The organism is Pseudomonas sp. NY15354 (assembly GCF_048068075.1).
Lineage (GTDB): Bacteria > Pseudomonadota > Gammaproteobacteria > Pseudomonadales > Pseudomonadaceae > Aquipseudomonas > Aquipseudomonas guariconensis_C.
Genome location: NZ_JBLUPV010000021.1, coordinates 43,244 through 59,024, shown reverse-complemented (window position 1 = coordinate 59,024; position 15,781 = coordinate 43,244). Strand labels below are relative to the sequence as shown.

At 60.5% G+C, this 15,781-nt stretch carries 13 protein-coding genes and 2 tRNA genes; 14 read left to right on the top strand and 1 reads right to left on the bottom strand.

Annotation, left to right across the window (positions count from 1 at the left end; all coding sequences use genetic code 11):
- Positions 1-76: 76 nt before the first annotated feature.
- From carB to ACNFCH_RS18650, 3 genes are read left to right on the top strand one after another with little or no spacing between them, the layout of a single operon-like run.
- Positions 77-3,298, top strand: coding sequence for a carbamoyl-phosphate synthase large subunit (carB, locus tag ACNFCH_RS18660; RefSeq protein WP_337159781.1), 3,222 nt, complete (start codon positions 77-79; stop codon positions 3,296-3,298).
- Positions 3,295-3,777, top strand: a complete 483-nt coding sequence (greA, locus tag ACNFCH_RS18655) for a transcription elongation factor GreA (protein WP_196164577.1) — start codon at positions 3,295-3,297, stop codon at positions 3,775-3,777. The genes carB and greA overlap by 4 nt, the downstream gene beginning before the upstream one ends.
- Entirely contained in the window at positions 3,755-4,204 is a 450-nt protein-coding gene (locus tag ACNFCH_RS18650) for an MFS transporter (protein WP_337159778.1), read from the top strand. Before greA ends, ACNFCH_RS18650 begins: the two co-directional genes overlap by 23 nt.
- 12 nt (positions 4,205-4,216) lie before the next feature.
- On the opposite strand, the gene yhbY is transcribed toward ACNFCH_RS18650, so the two are convergent.
- Positions 4,217-4,525, bottom strand: a complete 309-nt coding sequence (gene yhbY / locus ACNFCH_RS18645; RefSeq protein WP_023378620.1) for a ribosome assembly RNA-binding protein YhbY — start codon at positions 4,523-4,525, stop codon at positions 4,217-4,219.
- Positions 4,526-4,627: 102 nt separating this feature from the next.
- Here yhbY and rlmE point away from each other — a divergent pair, with 102 nt between their 5' ends.
- The 11 genes from rlmE (at position 4,628) to infB (ending at position 15,774) form a co-directional block, all read left to right on the top strand.
- Positions 4,628-5,254 (top strand): 23S rRNA (uridine(2552)-2'-O)-methyltransferase RlmE, encoded by a 627-nt coding sequence (rlmE, locus tag ACNFCH_RS18640; RefSeq protein WP_070092239.1) that lies wholly within the window; start codon positions 4,628-4,630, stop codon positions 5,252-5,254.
- 203 nt (positions 5,255-5,457) lie between these two features.
- Entirely contained in the window at positions 5,458-7,365 is a 1,908-nt protein-coding gene (ftsH, locus tag ACNFCH_RS18635; RefSeq protein ID WP_070092240.1) for an ATP-dependent zinc metalloprotease FtsH, read from the top strand.
- 8 nt (positions 7,366-7,373) lie between these two features.
- Complete coding sequence (gene folP / locus ACNFCH_RS18630; RefSeq protein WP_416743276.1) at positions 7,374-8,225, top strand: dihydropteroate synthase; 852 nt, start codon at positions 7,374-7,376, stop codon at positions 8,223-8,225.
- A 16-nt stretch (positions 8,226-8,241) separates the two neighbouring features.
- Positions 8,242-9,582 (top strand): phosphoglucosamine mutase, encoded by a 1,341-nt coding sequence (gene glmM, locus ACNFCH_RS18625; protein WP_416743275.1) that lies wholly within the window; start codon positions 8,242-8,244, stop codon positions 9,580-9,582.
- A gap of 66 nt (positions 9,583-9,648) precedes the next feature.
- Complete coding sequence (gene tpiA, locus ACNFCH_RS18620; RefSeq protein ID WP_337159771.1) at positions 9,649-10,404, top strand: triose-phosphate isomerase; 756 nt, start codon at positions 9,649-9,651, stop codon at positions 10,402-10,404.
- 4 nt (positions 10,405-10,408) lie between these two features.
- Complete coding sequence (gene secG, locus ACNFCH_RS18615; RefSeq protein WP_070576486.1) at positions 10,409-10,801, top strand: preprotein translocase subunit SecG; 393 nt, start codon at positions 10,409-10,411, stop codon at positions 10,799-10,801.
- 21 nt (positions 10,802-10,822) lie between these two features.
- Positions 10,823-10,908 (top strand) — tRNA-Leu (locus tag ACNFCH_RS18610).
- 98 nt (positions 10,909-11,006) lie between these two features.
- A tRNA-Met gene (locus tag ACNFCH_RS18605) sits at positions 11,007-11,083 on the top strand.
- Positions 11,084-11,212: 129 nt separating this feature from the next.
- The gene (rimP, locus tag ACNFCH_RS18600; protein WP_043210161.1) at positions 11,213-11,671 is read left to right on the top strand and encodes a ribosome maturation factor RimP; all 459 of its coding nucleotides are present in this window, start codon (positions 11,213-11,215) and stop codon (positions 11,669-11,671) included.
- 59 nt (positions 11,672-11,730) lie between these two features.
- A complete protein-coding gene (gene nusA / locus ACNFCH_RS18595) occupies positions 11,731-13,212 on the top strand; it encodes a transcription termination factor NusA (RefSeq protein WP_337159766.1) in 1,482 nt (493 codons plus the stop codon).
- Between the two features lie 27 nt (positions 13,213-13,239).
- Entirely contained in the window at positions 13,240-15,774 is a 2,535-nt protein-coding gene (infB, locus tag ACNFCH_RS18590) for a translation initiation factor IF-2 (protein WP_337159764.1), read from the top strand.
- Positions 15,775-15,781 lie beyond the last annotated feature (7 nt).

Sequence of the window (15,781 nt, the reverse complement as noted above, 5' to 3'; positions counted from 1 at the left end):
GTGCCGCGCCCGGAAGCGCCTGACCCAGATTGTTCAAGACGGCTTGCCGACTGACCCGCGGATTTGAGTGACAACCATGCCAAAACGTACAGACATCAAAAGCATCCTGATTCTCGGCGCTGGCCCGATCGTGATCGGCCAGGCCTGCGAATTCGACTACTCCGGCGCCCAGGCCTGTAAAGCCCTGCGCGAGGAAGGTTTCCGCGTCATCCTGGTGAACTCCAACCCGGCCACCATCATGACCGACCCGGCCATGGCCGACGCCACCTACATCGAGCCGATCAAGTGGCAGTCGGTGGCCAAGATCATCGAGAAAGAGCGTCCAGACGCACTGCTGCCGACCATGGGCGGCCAGACCGCGCTGAACTGCGCCCTGGACCTGGAGCGTCACGGCGTTCTGGAAAAATTCGGCGTCGAGATGATCGGTGCCAACGCCGACACCATCGACAAGGCCGAAGACCGTTCGCGTTTCGACAAGGCGATGAAGGCCATTGGCCTTGAGTGCCCGCGCTCCGGTATCGCCCACAGCATGGAAGAAGCCAATGCGGTGCTCGAGCGCCTGGGCTTCCCATGCATCATCCGTCCGTCCTTCACCATGGGCGGCACCGGTGGCGGTATCGCCTACAACCGTGAAGAGTTCGAAGAAATCTGCGCCCGTGGTCTGGACCTGTCGCCGACCAAGGAACTGCTGATCGACGAATCGCTGATCGGCTGGAAGGAATACGAGATGGAGGTTGTCCGCGACAAGAAGGACAACTGCATCATCGTCTGCTCCATCGAGAACTTCGACCCGATGGGCGTGCACACCGGTGACTCCATCACCGTTGCGCCGGCGCAGACCCTGACCGACAAGGAATACCAGATCATGCGCAACGCCTCCCTGGCGGTGCTGCGCGAGATCGGCGTTGAAACCGGCGGCTCCAACGTCCAGTTCGGTATCTGCCCGAACACCGGCCGTATGGTCGTGATCGAGATGAACCCGCGTGTATCGCGCTCCTCGGCACTGGCCTCCAAGGCCACCGGCTTCCCGATCGCCAAGATCGCCGCCAAGCTGGCCGTTGGTTACACCCTCGACGAACTGCAGAACGACATCACTGGCGGTCGTACCCCGGCGTCCTTCGAGCCGTCGATCGACTACGTCGTCACCAAGCTGCCGCGCTTCGCCTTCGAGAAGTTCCCGAAAGCCGACGCCCGCCTGACCACCCAGATGAAGTCCGTGGGTGAAGTCATGGCTATCGGCCGTACCTTCCAGGAGTCCCTGCAGAAAGCCCTGCGCGGCCTGGAAGTCGGTGCCTGCGGTCTCGACCCGAAAATCGACCTGGCCAACCCGGAAGCCAACAGTATCCTCAAGCGCGAGCTGACGGTGCCGGGCGCCGAGCGTATCTGGTACGTCGCCGATGCCATGCGTGCTGGCATGACTTGCGAGCAGATCTTCGACCTGACCGGCATCGACATGTGGTTCCTGGTGCAGATGGAAGACCTGATCAAGGAAGAAGAGAAGGTCAAGACCCTGGCCCTGTCGTCGATCGACAAGGACTACATGCTGCGCCTCAAGCGCAAGGGCTTCTCGGACCAGCGTCTGGCCAAGCTGCTCGGCATCACTGACAAGAACCTGCGCCGTCACCGCCACAAGCTGGAGGTGTTCCCGGTGTACAAGCGCGTCGACACCTGCGCCGCTGAGTTCGCCACCGACACCGCCTACCTGTACTCGACCTACGAGGAAGAGTGCGAGGCCAACCCGTCGACCCGCGACAAGATCATGATCCTGGGTGGCGGCCCGAACCGTATCGGCCAAGGTATCGAGTTCGATTACTGCTGCGTACACGCCGCCCTCGCGCTGCGTGAAGACGGTTACGAGACCATCATGGTCAACTGCAACCCGGAAACCGTCTCCACCGATTACGACACCTCCGACCGTCTGTACTTCGAGCCGCTGACCCTGGAAGATGTGCTGGAAGTCTGCCGTGTCGAGAAGCCGAAAGGCGTCATCGTTCACTATGGCGGCCAGACCCCGCTGAAACTGGCTCGTGCCCTGGAAGAAGCTGGCGTACCGATCATCGGTACCAGCCCGGACGCCATCGACCGCGCCGAAGACCGCGAGCGTTTCCAGCAGATGGTTCAGCGTCTGAGCCTGCTGCAGCCGCCAAACGCCACCGTGCGCAGCGAAGAAGAAGCCATCAGCGCCGCTGGTGGCATTGGCTACCCGCTGGTGGTACGTCCTTCCTACGTACTGGGCGGTCGCGCCATGGAGATCGTCTACGAGCTGGACGAGCTCAAGCGCTATCTGCGTGAAGCGGTGCAGGTCTCGAACGACAGCCCGGTCCTGCTCGACCACTTCCTCAACTGCGCCATCGAGATGGACGTGGATGCGGTCTGCGACGGTACCGACGTGGTGATTGGTGCGATCATGCAGCACATCGAACAGGCCGGTGTTCACTCCGGTGACTCGGCGTGCTCGCTGCCGCCTTACTCGCTGAGCAAGGAAGTACAGGACGAGGTCCGTGTACAGGTCAAGAAAATGGCCCTGGAACTGGGCGTTGTCGGCCTGATGAACGTACAGCTGGCCCTGCAAGGCGACAAGATCTATGTGATCGAAGTCAACCCGCGCGCCTCGCGTACCGTGCCGTTCGTCTCCAAGTGCATCGGCACCTCGCTGGCGATGATCGCGGCCCGTGTCATGGCCGGTAAGACCCTGAAAGAACTGGGCTTCACCCAGGAAATCATCCCGAACTTCTACAGCGTCAAGGAAGCCGTCTTCCCGTTCGCCAAGTTCCCAGGTGTTGACCCGATCCTCGGCCCTGAGATGAAATCCACCGGTGAAGTCATGGGTGTCGGCGACAGCTTCGGCGAAGCCTTCGCCAAGGCCCAGATGGGCGCCAGCGAAGTGCTGCCAAGCGGAGGCACCGCCTTCATCAGTGTGCGTGACGACGACAAGCCGCAGGTTGCGGGTGTCGCGCGCGACTTGATCGCCCTGGGCTTCGAAGTGGTCGCCACCGCTGGTACCGCCAAGGTCATCGAGGCGGCGGGCCTGAAGGTGCGCCGTGTGAACAAAGTGACCGAAGGTCGTCCGCACGTGGTCGACATGATCAAGAACGACGAAGTGTCGCTGATCATCAACACCACCGAAGGTCGTCAGTCGATCGCCGATTCCTACTCGATTCGTCGCAATGCGCTGCAGCACAAAATCTACTGCACGACCACCATTGCGGCTGGTGAAGCCATCTGTGAAGCGCTGAAGTTCGGTCCCGAGAAGACCGTTCGCCGCTTGCAGGATCTGCACGCAGGACTCAAAGCATGAGCATGACCAAGTACCCAATGACCGTCCAGGGCGCTCGCGCCCTGGAAGAGGAGCTGACCTTCCTGAGCAAGACCGAGCGCCCGCGCCTGAGCCAGGCGATCGGTGAAGCGCGGGAGCTGGGCGACCTCAAGGAAAACGCCGAATACCATGCTGCTCGCGAAGAGCAGGGCATGGTCGAGGCGCGTATCCGCGATATCGAAGGACGTCTGCAGAACTCGGTGGTTATCGATGTGACCACCATTGCCCACACTGGCAAGGTGATCTTCGGTACCACCGTGGACCTGGAGAACACCGAGACCGGCGATCAGGTTTCCTACCAGATCGTGGGTGAGGATGAGGCGGACATCAAGAAGGGCAAGCTCTCGGCGAGCGCACCGATTGCCCGTGCCATCATCGGCAAGGAAGAGGGCGATACGGTCGTCGTCAACACGCCAAGCGGCACGGTCGAGTACGAGATTGTCGAAGTCAAGCACATCTGACCGGCGCCTGCGGGCGCCGTCCCTTGAGGGGATCCTCTGGCAACTGGCCCAGGTTTTCTGGGTCGGGGGCCTGTGGGTGTTCCATGTGGGGTTGGTGCCGGCACTCAAGGTGACCGGCCTTGCGCCGTTGTTGGTGCAGGATGTGGCGGCGCAGATCGACCGTTGGTTGATCGGCGTCGCGTTGCTTGGTCTGATGACCCAGCTGGCGGTATTGGCGAGGGTGGACGGCCTGGCGGCCTGGTGGCGACAGTTCCGTGGCCAGATGCTGTTGCTCGGCTTCGGTGCCTGTATCGGTTACTACACGCTGCGCTACGGGATTTCCGTGGGTGAGCGTTGGCAGATGTTCTGCTTCCTGGTGCTGGGCTTCTCCGGCATCGTGCTGGTGGCTCAGCCGGTCCCGGTCAGGGCGCGTCCACCGCGCCACTGACCGGAGCCACCGTCACTTGTAACGGTGGATATTGGACAGCTGCTTGTTCGGCTGCGGATTCTTGCGATAGATCAGCGCTTTCTTGCCGATGGTCTGTACCAGTTCGGCGCGGCCGGCCTTGCACAGTTCGGCGATGGCAGCGGCGCGTTCTTCGCGGTCTTCCGAGCGGATTTCGACCTTGATCAATTCATGATCGGTCAGTGCGCGCTCCAGTTCGGCGATGACACCTTCGTTCAAACCATTGCCCGCGACGATCAGGACCGGCTTCAGGTCGTGACCAATCGATTTGTATTGTTTCTTCTGCTCGTTATTGAGCGGCATAATCTGACCCTTTTCGTCTGATTCTGTAAAATTGGCGGCCATTTTACCCGAGGGCCCGTGGCTCCGCCCAGTCAATCACGACGCTAATCATCGAGGTGCCCCGTGGCGCAACGTTCCAAGAGCAGCCATAACTGGCTGAGAGAGCATTTCAACGATCCTTTCGTCAAGCAGGCGCAGAAGGATGGCTATCGCTCGCGTGCGAGCTACAAGCTGCTGGAGATCCAGGAAAAGGACAAGCTGATCCGCCCTGGCATGAGTGTGATCGACCTCGGCGCTGCGCCGGGCGGCTGGTCGCAGGTGACCAGTCGTCTGATTGGTGGCCAAGGGCGCCTGATCGCCTCGGACATCCTGGAAATGGACTCGATCCCCGACGTTACCTTCATTCAGGGCGACTTTACCCAGGATGAGGTGCTCCAGCGGATCCTCGAGGCGGTCGGTGATTCGCACGTGGACCTTGTGATTTCAGACATGGCCCCCAATATGAGTGGTACGCCTGCTGTGGACATGCCGCGCGCCATGTTCCTGTGCGAACTGGCCCTGGACCTGGCGAGCCGCGTATTGCGTCCAGGCGGGGATTTTCTGATCAAGATCTTCCAGGGAGAAGGTTTCGACCAGTATCTCAAGGACGTGCGTGGCAAGTTCGACAAGGTGCAGATGCGCAAGCCGTCGTCTTCCCGCGACCGGTCCCGTGAGCAGTATCTGTTGGGCCGAGGCTTCAAGGGGGCGTGAGGGGCGTTTTGCGGATCAGCCGATAGTTATTTCCAATCGGCGGATCCGTCAGGATCGTCCGAACTTCGTGTAGTCTAGCTTTCACAAAGGGTTACAGACGGCGCCTGCGGATGCGTAGGTAATGTAGTAAGTTAGGGCGGTGAATATCATGCGAGGCACGGCTGCGTCGTGCGCCGGCCTCAGAGGGTAGCTAATTGAACGACATGGCAAAGAATCTGATCCTGTGGTTGATCATCGCGGCTGTCCTTGTGACGGTGATGAACAACTTCTCCAGCCCTAACGAGCCGCAGACCCTCAACTATTCCGACTTCATTCAGCAGGTCAAGGACGGTAAGGTCGAGCGTGTGACCGTCGATGGCTATGTCATCACCGGCAAGCGTACCGATGGCGACAACTTCAAGACTGTTCGTCCGGCCATCACCGACAACGGCCTGATCGGCGATCTGGTCGACAACCATGTCGTGGTCGAAGGCAAGCAGCCAGAGCAGCAGAGCATCTGGACCCAGTTGCTGGTAGCCAGCTTCCCGATACTGGTGATCATTGCTGTATTCATGTTCTTCATGCGCCAGATGCAAGGCGGGGCGGGCGGCAAGGGCGGCCCGATGAGCTTTGGCAAGAGCAAGGCGCGCCTGTTGTCCGAAGACCAGGTCAAGACCACCCTGGCCGACGTCGCAGGTTGCGATGAGGCCAAGGAAGAAGTCGGCGAGCTGGTTGAGTTCCTGCGCGACCCTGGCAAGTTCCAGCGCCTCGGTGGTCGCATTCCGCGCGGCGTGCTGATGGTCGGCCCGCCCGGTACCGGTAAGACCCTGCTCGCCAAGGCCATTGCGGGCGAGGCCAAGGTGCCGTTCTTTACCATTTCCGGTTCTGACTTCGTCGAGATGTTCGTCGGTGTCGGTGCCAGCCGTGTCCGCGATATGTTCGAGCAGGCGAAAAAGCACGCGCCGTGCATCATCTTCATCGACGAGATCGATGCCGTTGGTCGCCACCGTGGCGCCGGCATGGGCGGCGGTCACGACGAACGTGAACAGACCCTCAACCAGTTGCTGGTAGAGATGGACGGCTTCGAAATGAACGATGGCATCATTGTCATCGCCGCCACCAACCGTCCTGACGTGCTCGACCCGGCACTGCTGCGTCCTGGTCGCTTCGACCGTCAGGTGGTGGTCGGTTTGCCGGACATCCGCGGTCGTGAACAGATCCTCAAGGTGCACATGCGCAAGGTGCCGGTTGGCGAGAACGTCAACGCTGCTGTCATTGCTCGCGGTACGCCCGGCTTCTCCGGTGCCGACCTGGCCAACCTGGTCAACGAGGCCTCGTTGTTCGCTGCGCGCGCCAGCAAGCGCCTGGTCGAGATGAAGGAGTTCGAACTGGCCAAGGACAAGATCATGATGGGCGCCGAGCGCAAGACCATGGTCATGTCCGAGAAAGAAAAACAGAACACCGCCTACCACGAAGCGGGGCACGCCATTGTCGGTCGTGTCGTTCCCGAGCATGATCCGGTCTACAAGGTCTCGATCATTCCGCGCGGCCGCGCCCTGGGTGTGACCATGTTCCTGCCAGAGGAAGACCGCTACAGCCTTTCCAAGCGCGCGTTGGTCAGTCAGATCTGCTCGCTTTATGGCGGCCGTATTGCCGAAGAGATGACCCTGGGCTTCGATGGCGTCACCACTGGTGCCTCCAACGACATCATGCGTGCCAGCCAGATCGCCCGGAACATGGTCACCAAGTGGGGCCTGTCCGAGAAGCTCGGCCCGCTGATGTACGCCGAAGAGGAGGGCGAGGTGTTCCTCGGTCGCAGTGCGGCGAGCCAGCATGCCAGTGTCTCGGGTGAAACCGCCAAGCTGATCGACTCCGAAGTGCGCAGCATCATCGATCACTGCTATGCCACGGCCAAGCAGATTCTCACCGACAACCGCGACAAGCTCGACGCGATGGCTGAAGCCTTGATGAAGTACGAGACCATTGATGCCGACCAGATCGACGACATCATGGCAGGCCGTACGCCACGTGAACCGCGTGATTGGGACAATGATGCCGGCACTTCCGGTAACCAGGCCTCCCAAGGTGATCGTCCGGAGTCGCCGATCGGCGGTCCAGCGGCTCAACACTAAGGGCATCTATGAGCTCACAGCAGTACCCAGCCCGGTTGCCTTGCGGCAACCGGGTTCTTGATTTGTCCCGTACCCATGTCATGGGTATCCTTAATATCACCCCTGATTCCTTCTCTGACGGCGGGCGCTTCAATCAGCGCGACGAGGCTTTGCGCCATGCCGAGGCGATGGTGTCAGCCGGTGCGACCCTGATCGACATCGGCGGTGAGTCCACCCGTCCCGGTGCCAGGGCTGTCTCCCCGACCGAGGAACTGGAGCGTGTAGCGCCTATGGTCGAGGCGATCAACAGCCGGCTCGACGTCATCATCTCGGTCGATACCTCCACTCCAGCGGTCATGCGCGAATCCGCTCGCCTGGGCGCGGGGCTGATCAACGACGTGCGAGCCCTGGAGCGCGATGGAGCCCTGGATGCTGCTGCTGATACTGGGCTGCCAGTGTGCCTGATGCACATGCGTGGCGAGCCGGGCAACATGCAGGACAATCCGCATTACGACGATGTGTCCGCTGAGGTGACGCGCTATCTTGAGCAGCGAATGGCAGCCTGCGCCGCTGCTGGGATCGACGCCAACCGCATCATCCTCGATCCGGGTTTTGGCTTCGCCAAGACGCTTGATCACAATCTCAGTCTCTTCAAACACATGGAAGTGCTCTATCGCCTGGGGCGGCCGTTGCTGGTTGGCGTCTCACGCAAGAGCATGATCGGCCTCACGCTCGATCGCCCTGTGGGTGAGCGGCTTTACGGCAGCTTGGCGCTGGCGGCATTGGCCATGACCAAAGGTGCCAGCATCCTGCGAGTGCACGATGTGGCCGAGACCGTCGACGTGGTGCGAATGATCACCGCGGTGCAGAACGCCGAATAAGAACATTGGAGTCCCTATGAGCAGAAAATACTTTGGTACCGACGGTATCCGTGGTCGCGTCGGCGAATACCCCATTACCCCCGACTTCATGCTGAAGCTGGGCTGGGCGGCGGGCATGGCGTTCCGCAAGCAAGGCAATTGCCGCGTGCTGGTGGGCAAGGACACCCGAATTTCGGGCTACATGTTCGAATCCGCCCTGGAAGCCGGTCTCTCTGCTGCCGGTGCCGACGTGATGCTGCTGGGGCCCATGCCGACTCCGGCGATCGCCTATCTGACCCGTACCTTCCATGCCGAGGCGGGTATCGTCATCAGTGCATCGCACAATCCGCACGATGACAACGGCATCAAGTTCTTCTCCGGTCAGGGCACCAAGTTGCCTGACGAGGTCGAGTTGATGATCGAAGAGCTGCTCGATCAGCCGATGACCGTGGTCGAGTCCAGTAAGCTGGGGAAGGTGTCGCGTATCAATGATGCGGCCGGCCGTTACATTGAGTTCTGCAAGAGCAGCGTGCCGACCAGCACCAGCTTCGAGGGACTCAAGTTGGTGATCGATTGCGCCCATGGTGCGACCTACAAGGTGGCGCCAAGCGTGTTCCGTGAGCTCGGTGCCGACGTTACCGTACTGCACGCCCAGCCTGACGGGCTGAACATCAACGAAGGGTGCGGCTCGACCCACATCGAGTCGCTGCAGGCGGCCGTGCTGGTGGGGCACGCTGACCTTGGGATCGCCTTCGACGGCGATGGTGACCGCGTGCTGATGGTCGACCATACCGGTGCCATCGTCGACGGTGACGAACTGCTGTTCATCATCGCACGAGATCTGAAAGACCGAGGCAAGTTGCAGGGTGGGGTAGTGGGTACCCTGATGAGCAACCTGGGGCTGGAGTTGGCGCTCAAGGACCTGGATATTCCGTTTGCCCGGGCCAAGGTGGGTGACCGCTATGTGATGGCTGAGCTGCTTGAGCGCGATTGGCAGCTCGGTGGCGAAAACTCCGGTCACGTCGTGTGCTGCAACCATACCACTACCGGTGATGCGATCATTGCCGCGCTGCAAGTGCTGATGGCGCTCAAGCGTCGGGGCGAGACACTGGCCCAGGCTCGCCAGGGGTTGCGCAAGTGCCCGCAGGTATTGATCAACGTGCGCTTTGGTGCGAGCAAGGTCGATCCTCTGGAAAACCCGGCCGTGCAGGAGGCCAGCGCCAAGGTCACTGAAGCCATGGCCGGACGTGGGCGCGTGCTGCTGCGCAAGTCTGGTACTGAGCCGTTGGTGCGGGTGATGGTCGAAGGCGACGATGAAAACCAAGTCCGCGGCCATGCCGAAGCCTTGGCCAAGTTGGTCGCTGAAGTTTGTGCCTGAAATAGGCTTGCCAGCGCAGATCGGGTTGGGTAAGATCTGCGCCCACTTTGACCGACGAGGTAAAGCATGCGTCGCCCCATGGTAGCTGGTAACTGGAAGATGCACGGTACCCGCGCCAGCGTCGCTGAGCTGACCGAAGGCTTGAGCAATCTGGCCTTGCCGGGCGGAGTGGAAGTCGCGGTGTTCCCCCCATCCCTTTTCATCACTCAGGTGGTTGAAGGTTTGCAGGGCAAGGGAATCATCGTCGGCGCACAGAATTCTGCTGTACAGCCCGAACAGGGCGCGCTGACCGGCGAAATCGCACCGAGTCAGCTGGCTGAAGCAGGCTGTGAGCTTGTGCTGGTCGGGCACTCGGAGCGTCGTCAGATCATTGGCGAGAGCGATGAAGTGCTCAACCGCAAGTTCGCAGCAGCCCAGGCAAGTGGTTTGACGCCAGTGCTCTGTGTGGGGGAGACCCTCGAAGAGCGCGAGGCAGGCAAGACGCTGGAGGTGGTCGGGCGTCAACTGAGCAGTATCATCGATGAGTTCGGTGTTGCGGCTTTTGCCAATGCAGTAATCGCCTATGAGCCTGTTTGGGCCATCGGTACAGGTTTGACGGCCACGCCTCAGCAAGCTCAGGATGTGCATGCAGCCATTCGAGCCCAGCTGGCGGCGCAGGACGCCGAAGTTGCCGCAAACGTGCAGCTTCTCTATGGCGGCAGCGTGAAGGCGGCCAATGCGGCCGAACTGTTCGGCATGCCGGATATCGATGGGGGGCTCATTGGTGGAGCGTCCCTGAACGCAGACGAATTCGGTGCAATTTGTCGCGCCGCAGGAAACTGAACAAATGCTGGAAACAGTCGTAGTTGTTTTTCATCTGTTGGCTGCACTGGCTGTGGTAGTGCTGGTTCTGTTGCAACAGGGTAAAGGTGCGGAAGCAGGTGCATCTTTCGGCGCAGGTGCTTCAAATACTGTGTTCGGAAGCCAAGGTTCCGCTACCTTTTTGAGTAAAGTTACTGCTATACTTGCTGCCACTTTCTTTTTGACTGCTCTTGGGTTAGGATACTTCGCTAAAGAGAAAGCTCATCAGCTGACTCAAGCAGGTCTGCCAGATCCAGCAGTACTGGAAGTCAAAGAGCAGAAGCCGGCAGTAAATGATGATGTACCGGTGCTCCAAGAGAAGAAGAGCGAAACCACCAACGCTGGTGATGTACCTCCTCCAACTGAAGAGCAGAAGTAACGGGTTTCAAGAAGTAGTATTGCCGAGGTGGTGGAATTGGTAGACACGCAACCTTGAGGTGGTTGTGCCCATAGGGTGTAGGGGTTCGAGTCCCCTTCTCGGTACCAATTGAAGCATGAGAGCCCGCTTTAGCGGGCTTTCTTGCAGGTGGAGGTTAGATTGACCCTGTAATGGGTTCGGTCTTATACTTTCGCCCCAGCTTTGTCGCGGGGTGGAGCAGCTTGGTAGCTCGTCGGGCTCATAACCCGAAGGTCGTTGGTTCAAATCCAGCCCCCGCAACCAGCTTCAGCGGAGCCCCTTTTCAGGGGCTTTTTGCTAGCTGAACAGTTCTTGCGTCGTTGTTCAACGGCGCTTTCAGGGATGGGCGCTTCGCCCATTTTTTATTTGCACAGCATGCACGAGGGGGTTCAGGTGTCGAGCAAGCTAGAACAGTTGCAGGCCTTGTTGGCCCCGGTGGTCGAGGGTCTGGGCTATCAATGCTGGGGGATCGAGTACGTTTCCCAGGGTAAGCATTCGGTACTGCGCATCTATATCGACAAGGAAGGCGGAATCCTGGTGGACGATTGCGAAGCTGTCAGTCGTCAGGCCAGTGCCATCCTGGATGTGGAAGATCCGATCACCAACGAATATACCCTCGAGGTGTCCTCTCCTGGCATGGACCGCCCGCTGTTCACTCTGGAACAGTTTGCCTCGCATGCCGGCGAACAAGTGAAGATCAAGCTGCGTACGCCCTTCGAAGGTCGTCGTAACTTCCAGGGCCTTCTCCGCGGTGTGGAGGACCAGGATGTGGTGGTCCAGGTGGACAACCACGAGTTCCTGTTGCCGATCGACTCGATCGACAAGGCCAATATTATTCCCAGTTTTGACTGAGACGTGCCGGGCCCGGCGGACTATCCGGGCCCAATGGCTTGCGCAAGGCGAGGCGTACGATGAGCAAAGAAGTACTGCTGGTTGTTGAATCGGTATCCAACGAAAAGGGTGTACCACCCGGCGTCATTTTCGAAGCGCTGGAAGTGGCCCTGGCCACTGCAACCAAAAAACGTTTTGAGGACGAAGTCGACCTGCGTGTGGAAATCAACCGCCACACCGGTAGCTACGAGACCTTCCGTCGCTGGACCGTGGTTGACGAAGCCGATCTGGATGATCCGGCGATCGAGACCTGGTTGAGCAAGATCCACGAGACCCACCCTGATGCCAAGGTTGGTGACGTGATCGAAGAGAAGATCGAGTCGATCGAGTTCGGCCGCATCGCCGCCCAGACTGCCAAGCAAGTGATCGTGCAGAAGGTCCGCGAAGCCGAGCGCGCCCAGGTTGTCGACGCCTACCGCGAGCGTGTTGGCGAGATCATCTCCGGCACCGTCAAGAAAGTGACCCGCGACAACGTCATCGTTGACCTGGGCAACAACGCCGAGGCCCTGCTGGCCCGCGAGGACATCATCCCACGCGAGACCTTCCGTGTCGGTGTCCGCCTGCGTGCACTGCTCAAGGAAATCCGCACCGAGAACCGTGGTCCTCAGCTGATCCTGTCGCGCACCGCGCCGCAGATGCTGATCGAGCTGTTCCGCATCGAAGTGCCAGAGATCGCTGAAGGTCTCATCGAAGTCATGGCCGCCTCCCGCGATCCGGGGTCGCGTGCCAAGATCGCCGTCCGCTCCAAGGACAAGCGTATCGACCCGCAAGGTGCCTGCATCGGCATGCGTGGTTCGCGCGTCCAGGCCGTATCCGGCGAGCTGGGTGGTGAGCGCGTGGATATCGTCCTGTGGGACGAGAACCCGGCGCAGTTCGTCATCAACGCCATGTCGCCGGCCGAAGTCGCGGCGATCATCGTTGATGAAGATGCCCATGCAATGGACATCGCAGTCGCCGAGGACAACCTGGCCCAAGCCATTGGCCGTGGTGGTCAGAACGTTCGCCTGGCCAGTCAGTTGACCGGCTGGACCCTGAACGTGATGACCGAGAAGGACATCCAGGCCAAGCAACAAGCAGAAACCGGCGACATCCTGCGCAACTTCATCGAGGAACTGGAAGTCGACGAGGAGCTGGCCCAAGTGCTGGTCGACGAAGGCTTCACCAGCCTCGAAGAGATTGCCTACGTACCGTTGGAAGAAATGCTCAACATCGATGGCTTTGACGAGGACATCGTCAACGAGCTGCGTGCTCGTGCCAAGGACCGTTTGTTGACCAAGGCCATCGCTACCGAAGAAAAACTGGCAGACGCCCATCCGGCCGAAGACCTGCTCTCCCTCGAGGGCATGGACAAGGATCTGGCGGCGGAACTGGCGGTGCGCGGCGTGGTTAACCGCGAAGACCTGGCCGAGCAGTCGATTGACGATCTGCTCGACATCGACGGCATCGACGAAGAGCGTGCCGGCAAGTTGATCATGGCCGCCCGAGCCCATTGGTTCGAGTAATTAGGCGCGGCCTGAGGAGAGAAGTGCATGACGCAAGTCACGGTGAAAGAACTGGCCCAAGAGGTCGAGGCACCGGTAGAGCGCCTGCTGCAGCAGATGCGTGAGGCAGGTCTGCCGCACACCGACGCCGGTCAGGTAGTGACCGATAACGAGAAGCAGGTTTTGCTGACTCATCTGAAGAGCAGCCACAAGAGCAAGGCGGAAGAGCCGCGCAAGATCACCTTGCAGCGCAAGACCACCAGCACCCTGCGTGTCGCCGGTAGCAAAAGCATCAGCGTAGAAGTACGCAAGAAGAAAGTATTCGTGCAGCGCAGCCCGGAGGAAATCCAGGCTGAGCAGAAGCGCGAGCTGGAAGAGCGCCGTGCAGCCGAAAACGCCGCACGCGAGAAGGCTGACGCCGAAGCTCGCCAGCGCGCTGAAGAGCAGGCGCGTCGTCAAGCAGCTGAAACAGTTGCCCAGGCGCCTGTCGAGAAAGCCGCACCAGCAGCAGTCGCCGCCCCGGCTCCGGTTGTTGCCGACGCTCCTGCGTCCGAAGATGCCGCCGCGCGTGCCGCTGAGCGCAAGAAGGACGAGACCCGCCGCAACGAAAGCCGCGTCCGTGACGAAGACCGTCGTGGTGGCGAGCGCCGTGGCGAAGCCCCGCGCGTTTCCATCAAGGTCAAGGTCAAGGAAAAGGAAAAAGCGCCGACCCCTCGCGCTGCCCCGCGTACCACCGACGAAGAGAGCGATGGTTTCCGTCGCGGTCGCGGTGGCAAGGGCAAGCCGAAGAAGCGCAATCAGCATGGTTTCCAGAACCCGACCGGTCCTGTCATCCGTGACGTGACCATCGGCGAGACCATCACCGTTTCCGAACTGGCCAACCAGATGTCCGTAAAAGGCGCTGAAGTCGTCAAGTTCATGTTCAAGCTGGGTACCCCGGTCACCATCAACCAGGTGCTCGACCAGGAAACCGCTCAGCTGGTAGCCGAAGAACTGGGCCACAAAGTGACCCTGATCAGCGACACCGCCCTGGAAGACTCCCTGGCCGAATCGCTGAAGTTCGAAGGCGAGACCGAGCCGCGTGCACCAGTAGTGACCGTCATGGGTCACGTCGACCACGGTAAGACCTCGCTGCTCGACTACATCCGTCGTGCCAAGGTTGCCGCAGGCGAGGCTGGTGGTATTACCCAGCACATCGGTGCCTACCACGTCGAAACCGATCGCGGCATGGTCACCTTCCTCGACACCCCTGGCCACGCCGCGTTCACCGCGATGCGTGCCCGTGGTGCCAAGGCCACCGACATCGTCATCCTGGTGGTGGCAGCGGACGACGGCGTGATGCCGCAGACCCGTGAAGCCGTACAGCACGCCAAGGCTGCTGGTGTTCCGCTGGTGGTCGCGGTGAACAAGATCGACAAGCCTGGTGCCGACATCGATCGCATCCGTAACGAGCTGGCCGTCGAAGGCGTGACCTCCGAGGACTGGGGTGGCGACACTCCGTTCGTCAAGGTTTCCGCGAAGATGGGTACCGGTGTCGACGAACTGCTCGAGGCCGTACTGCTGCAGGCCGAGATCCTCGAACTGACCGCCACGCCGACCGCACCTGGTCGTGGTGTCGTGGTCGAGTCGCGTCTGGACAAGGGCCGTGGTCCGGTGGCTACCATCCTGGTTCAGGACGGTACCCTGCGTCAGGGCGACATGGTCCTGTGCGGCTCCAACTATGGCCGCGTGCGTGCCATGCTCGACGAGAACGGCAAGCCTGTGAAGGAAGCCGGCCCGTCGATCCCGGTCGAAATTCTCGGCCTGGACGGCACCCCGGAAGCTGGTGACGAGCTGTCCGTGGTCGCCGACGAGAAGAAGGCCCGCGAAGTCGCCCTGTTCCGCCAAGGCAAGTACCGCGAGGTCAAGCTGGCCCGTGCTCACGCCGGCAAGCTGGAAAACATCTTCGAGACCATGGGTCAGGAAGAGAAGAAGACGCTCAACATCGTTCTCAAGACCGACGTGCGCGGTTCCCTGGAAGCGCTGCAGGGCTCGCTGTCGGGCCTGGGCAACGACGAAGTTCAGGTACGCGTGATCGGTGGCGGTGTCGGTGGTATTACCGAGAGCGATGCCAACCTGGCGCTGGCGTCCAATGCGGTGCTGTTCGGCTTCAACGTGCGTGCCGATGCCGGTGCGCGCAAGATCGTCGAGCAGGAAGGTCTGGATATGCGTTACTACAACGTGATCTACGACATCATCGAAGACGTCAAGAAGGCCCTGACCGGCATGCTCGGCAGCGATGTTCGCGAGAACATCCTGGGTGTCGCCGAAGTGCGTGACGTGTTCCGCTCGCCGAAGTTCGGCGCCATCGCTGGCTGTATGGTCATCGAGGGTACCGTTTACCGCAACCGTCCGATCCGCGTACTGCGCGAGGACGTTGTGATTTTCGAAGGCGAACTGGAATCGCTGCGTCGCTTCAAGGACGATGCTGCCGAAGTTCGTTCGGGCATGGAGTGCGGTATTGGCGTCAAGAGCTACAACGACGTCAAGGTCGGCGACAAGATCGAAGTCTTCGAGAAAGTCCAGGTGGCACGTACCCTGTAAGGGCCGT

Bases quoted from the DNA above. Each gene is read 5' to 3' on its own strand.
- yhbY (WP_023378620.1), bottom strand. From the start codon at position 4,525: ATGCCGCTCAATAACGAGCAGAAGAAACAATACAAATCGATTGGTCAC.
- secG (WP_070576486.1), top strand. From the start codon at position 10,409: ATGCTGGAAACAGTCGTAGTTGTTTTTCATCTGTTGGCTGCACTGGCT.
- nusA (WP_337159766.1), top strand. From the start codon at position 11,731: ATGAGCAAAGAAGTACTGCTGGTTGTTGAATCGGTATCCAACGAAAAG.
- ftsH (WP_070092240.1), top strand. From the start codon at position 5,458: ATGGCAAAGAATCTGATCCTGTGGTTGATCATCGCGGCTGTCCTTGTG.
- tpiA (WP_337159771.1), top strand. From the start codon at position 9,649: ATGCGTCGCCCCATGGTAGCTGGTAACTGGAAGATGCACGGTACCCGC.
- folP (WP_416743276.1), top strand. From the start codon at position 7,374: ATGAGCTCACAGCAGTACCCAGCCCGGTTGCCTTGCGGCAACCGGGTT.
- glmM (WP_416743275.1), top strand. From the start codon at position 8,242: ATGAGCAGAAAATACTTTGGTACCGACGGTATCCGTGGTCGCGTCGGC.
- infB (WP_337159764.1), top strand. From the start codon at position 13,240: ATGACGCAAGTCACGGTGAAAGAACTGGCCCAAGAGGTCGAGGCACCG.
- greA (WP_196164577.1), top strand. From the start codon at position 3,295: ATGAGCATGACCAAGTACCCAATGACCGTCCAGGGCGCTCGCGCCCTG.
- carB (WP_337159781.1), top strand. From the start codon at position 77: ATGCCAAAACGTACAGACATCAAAAGCATCCTGATTCTCGGCGCTGGC.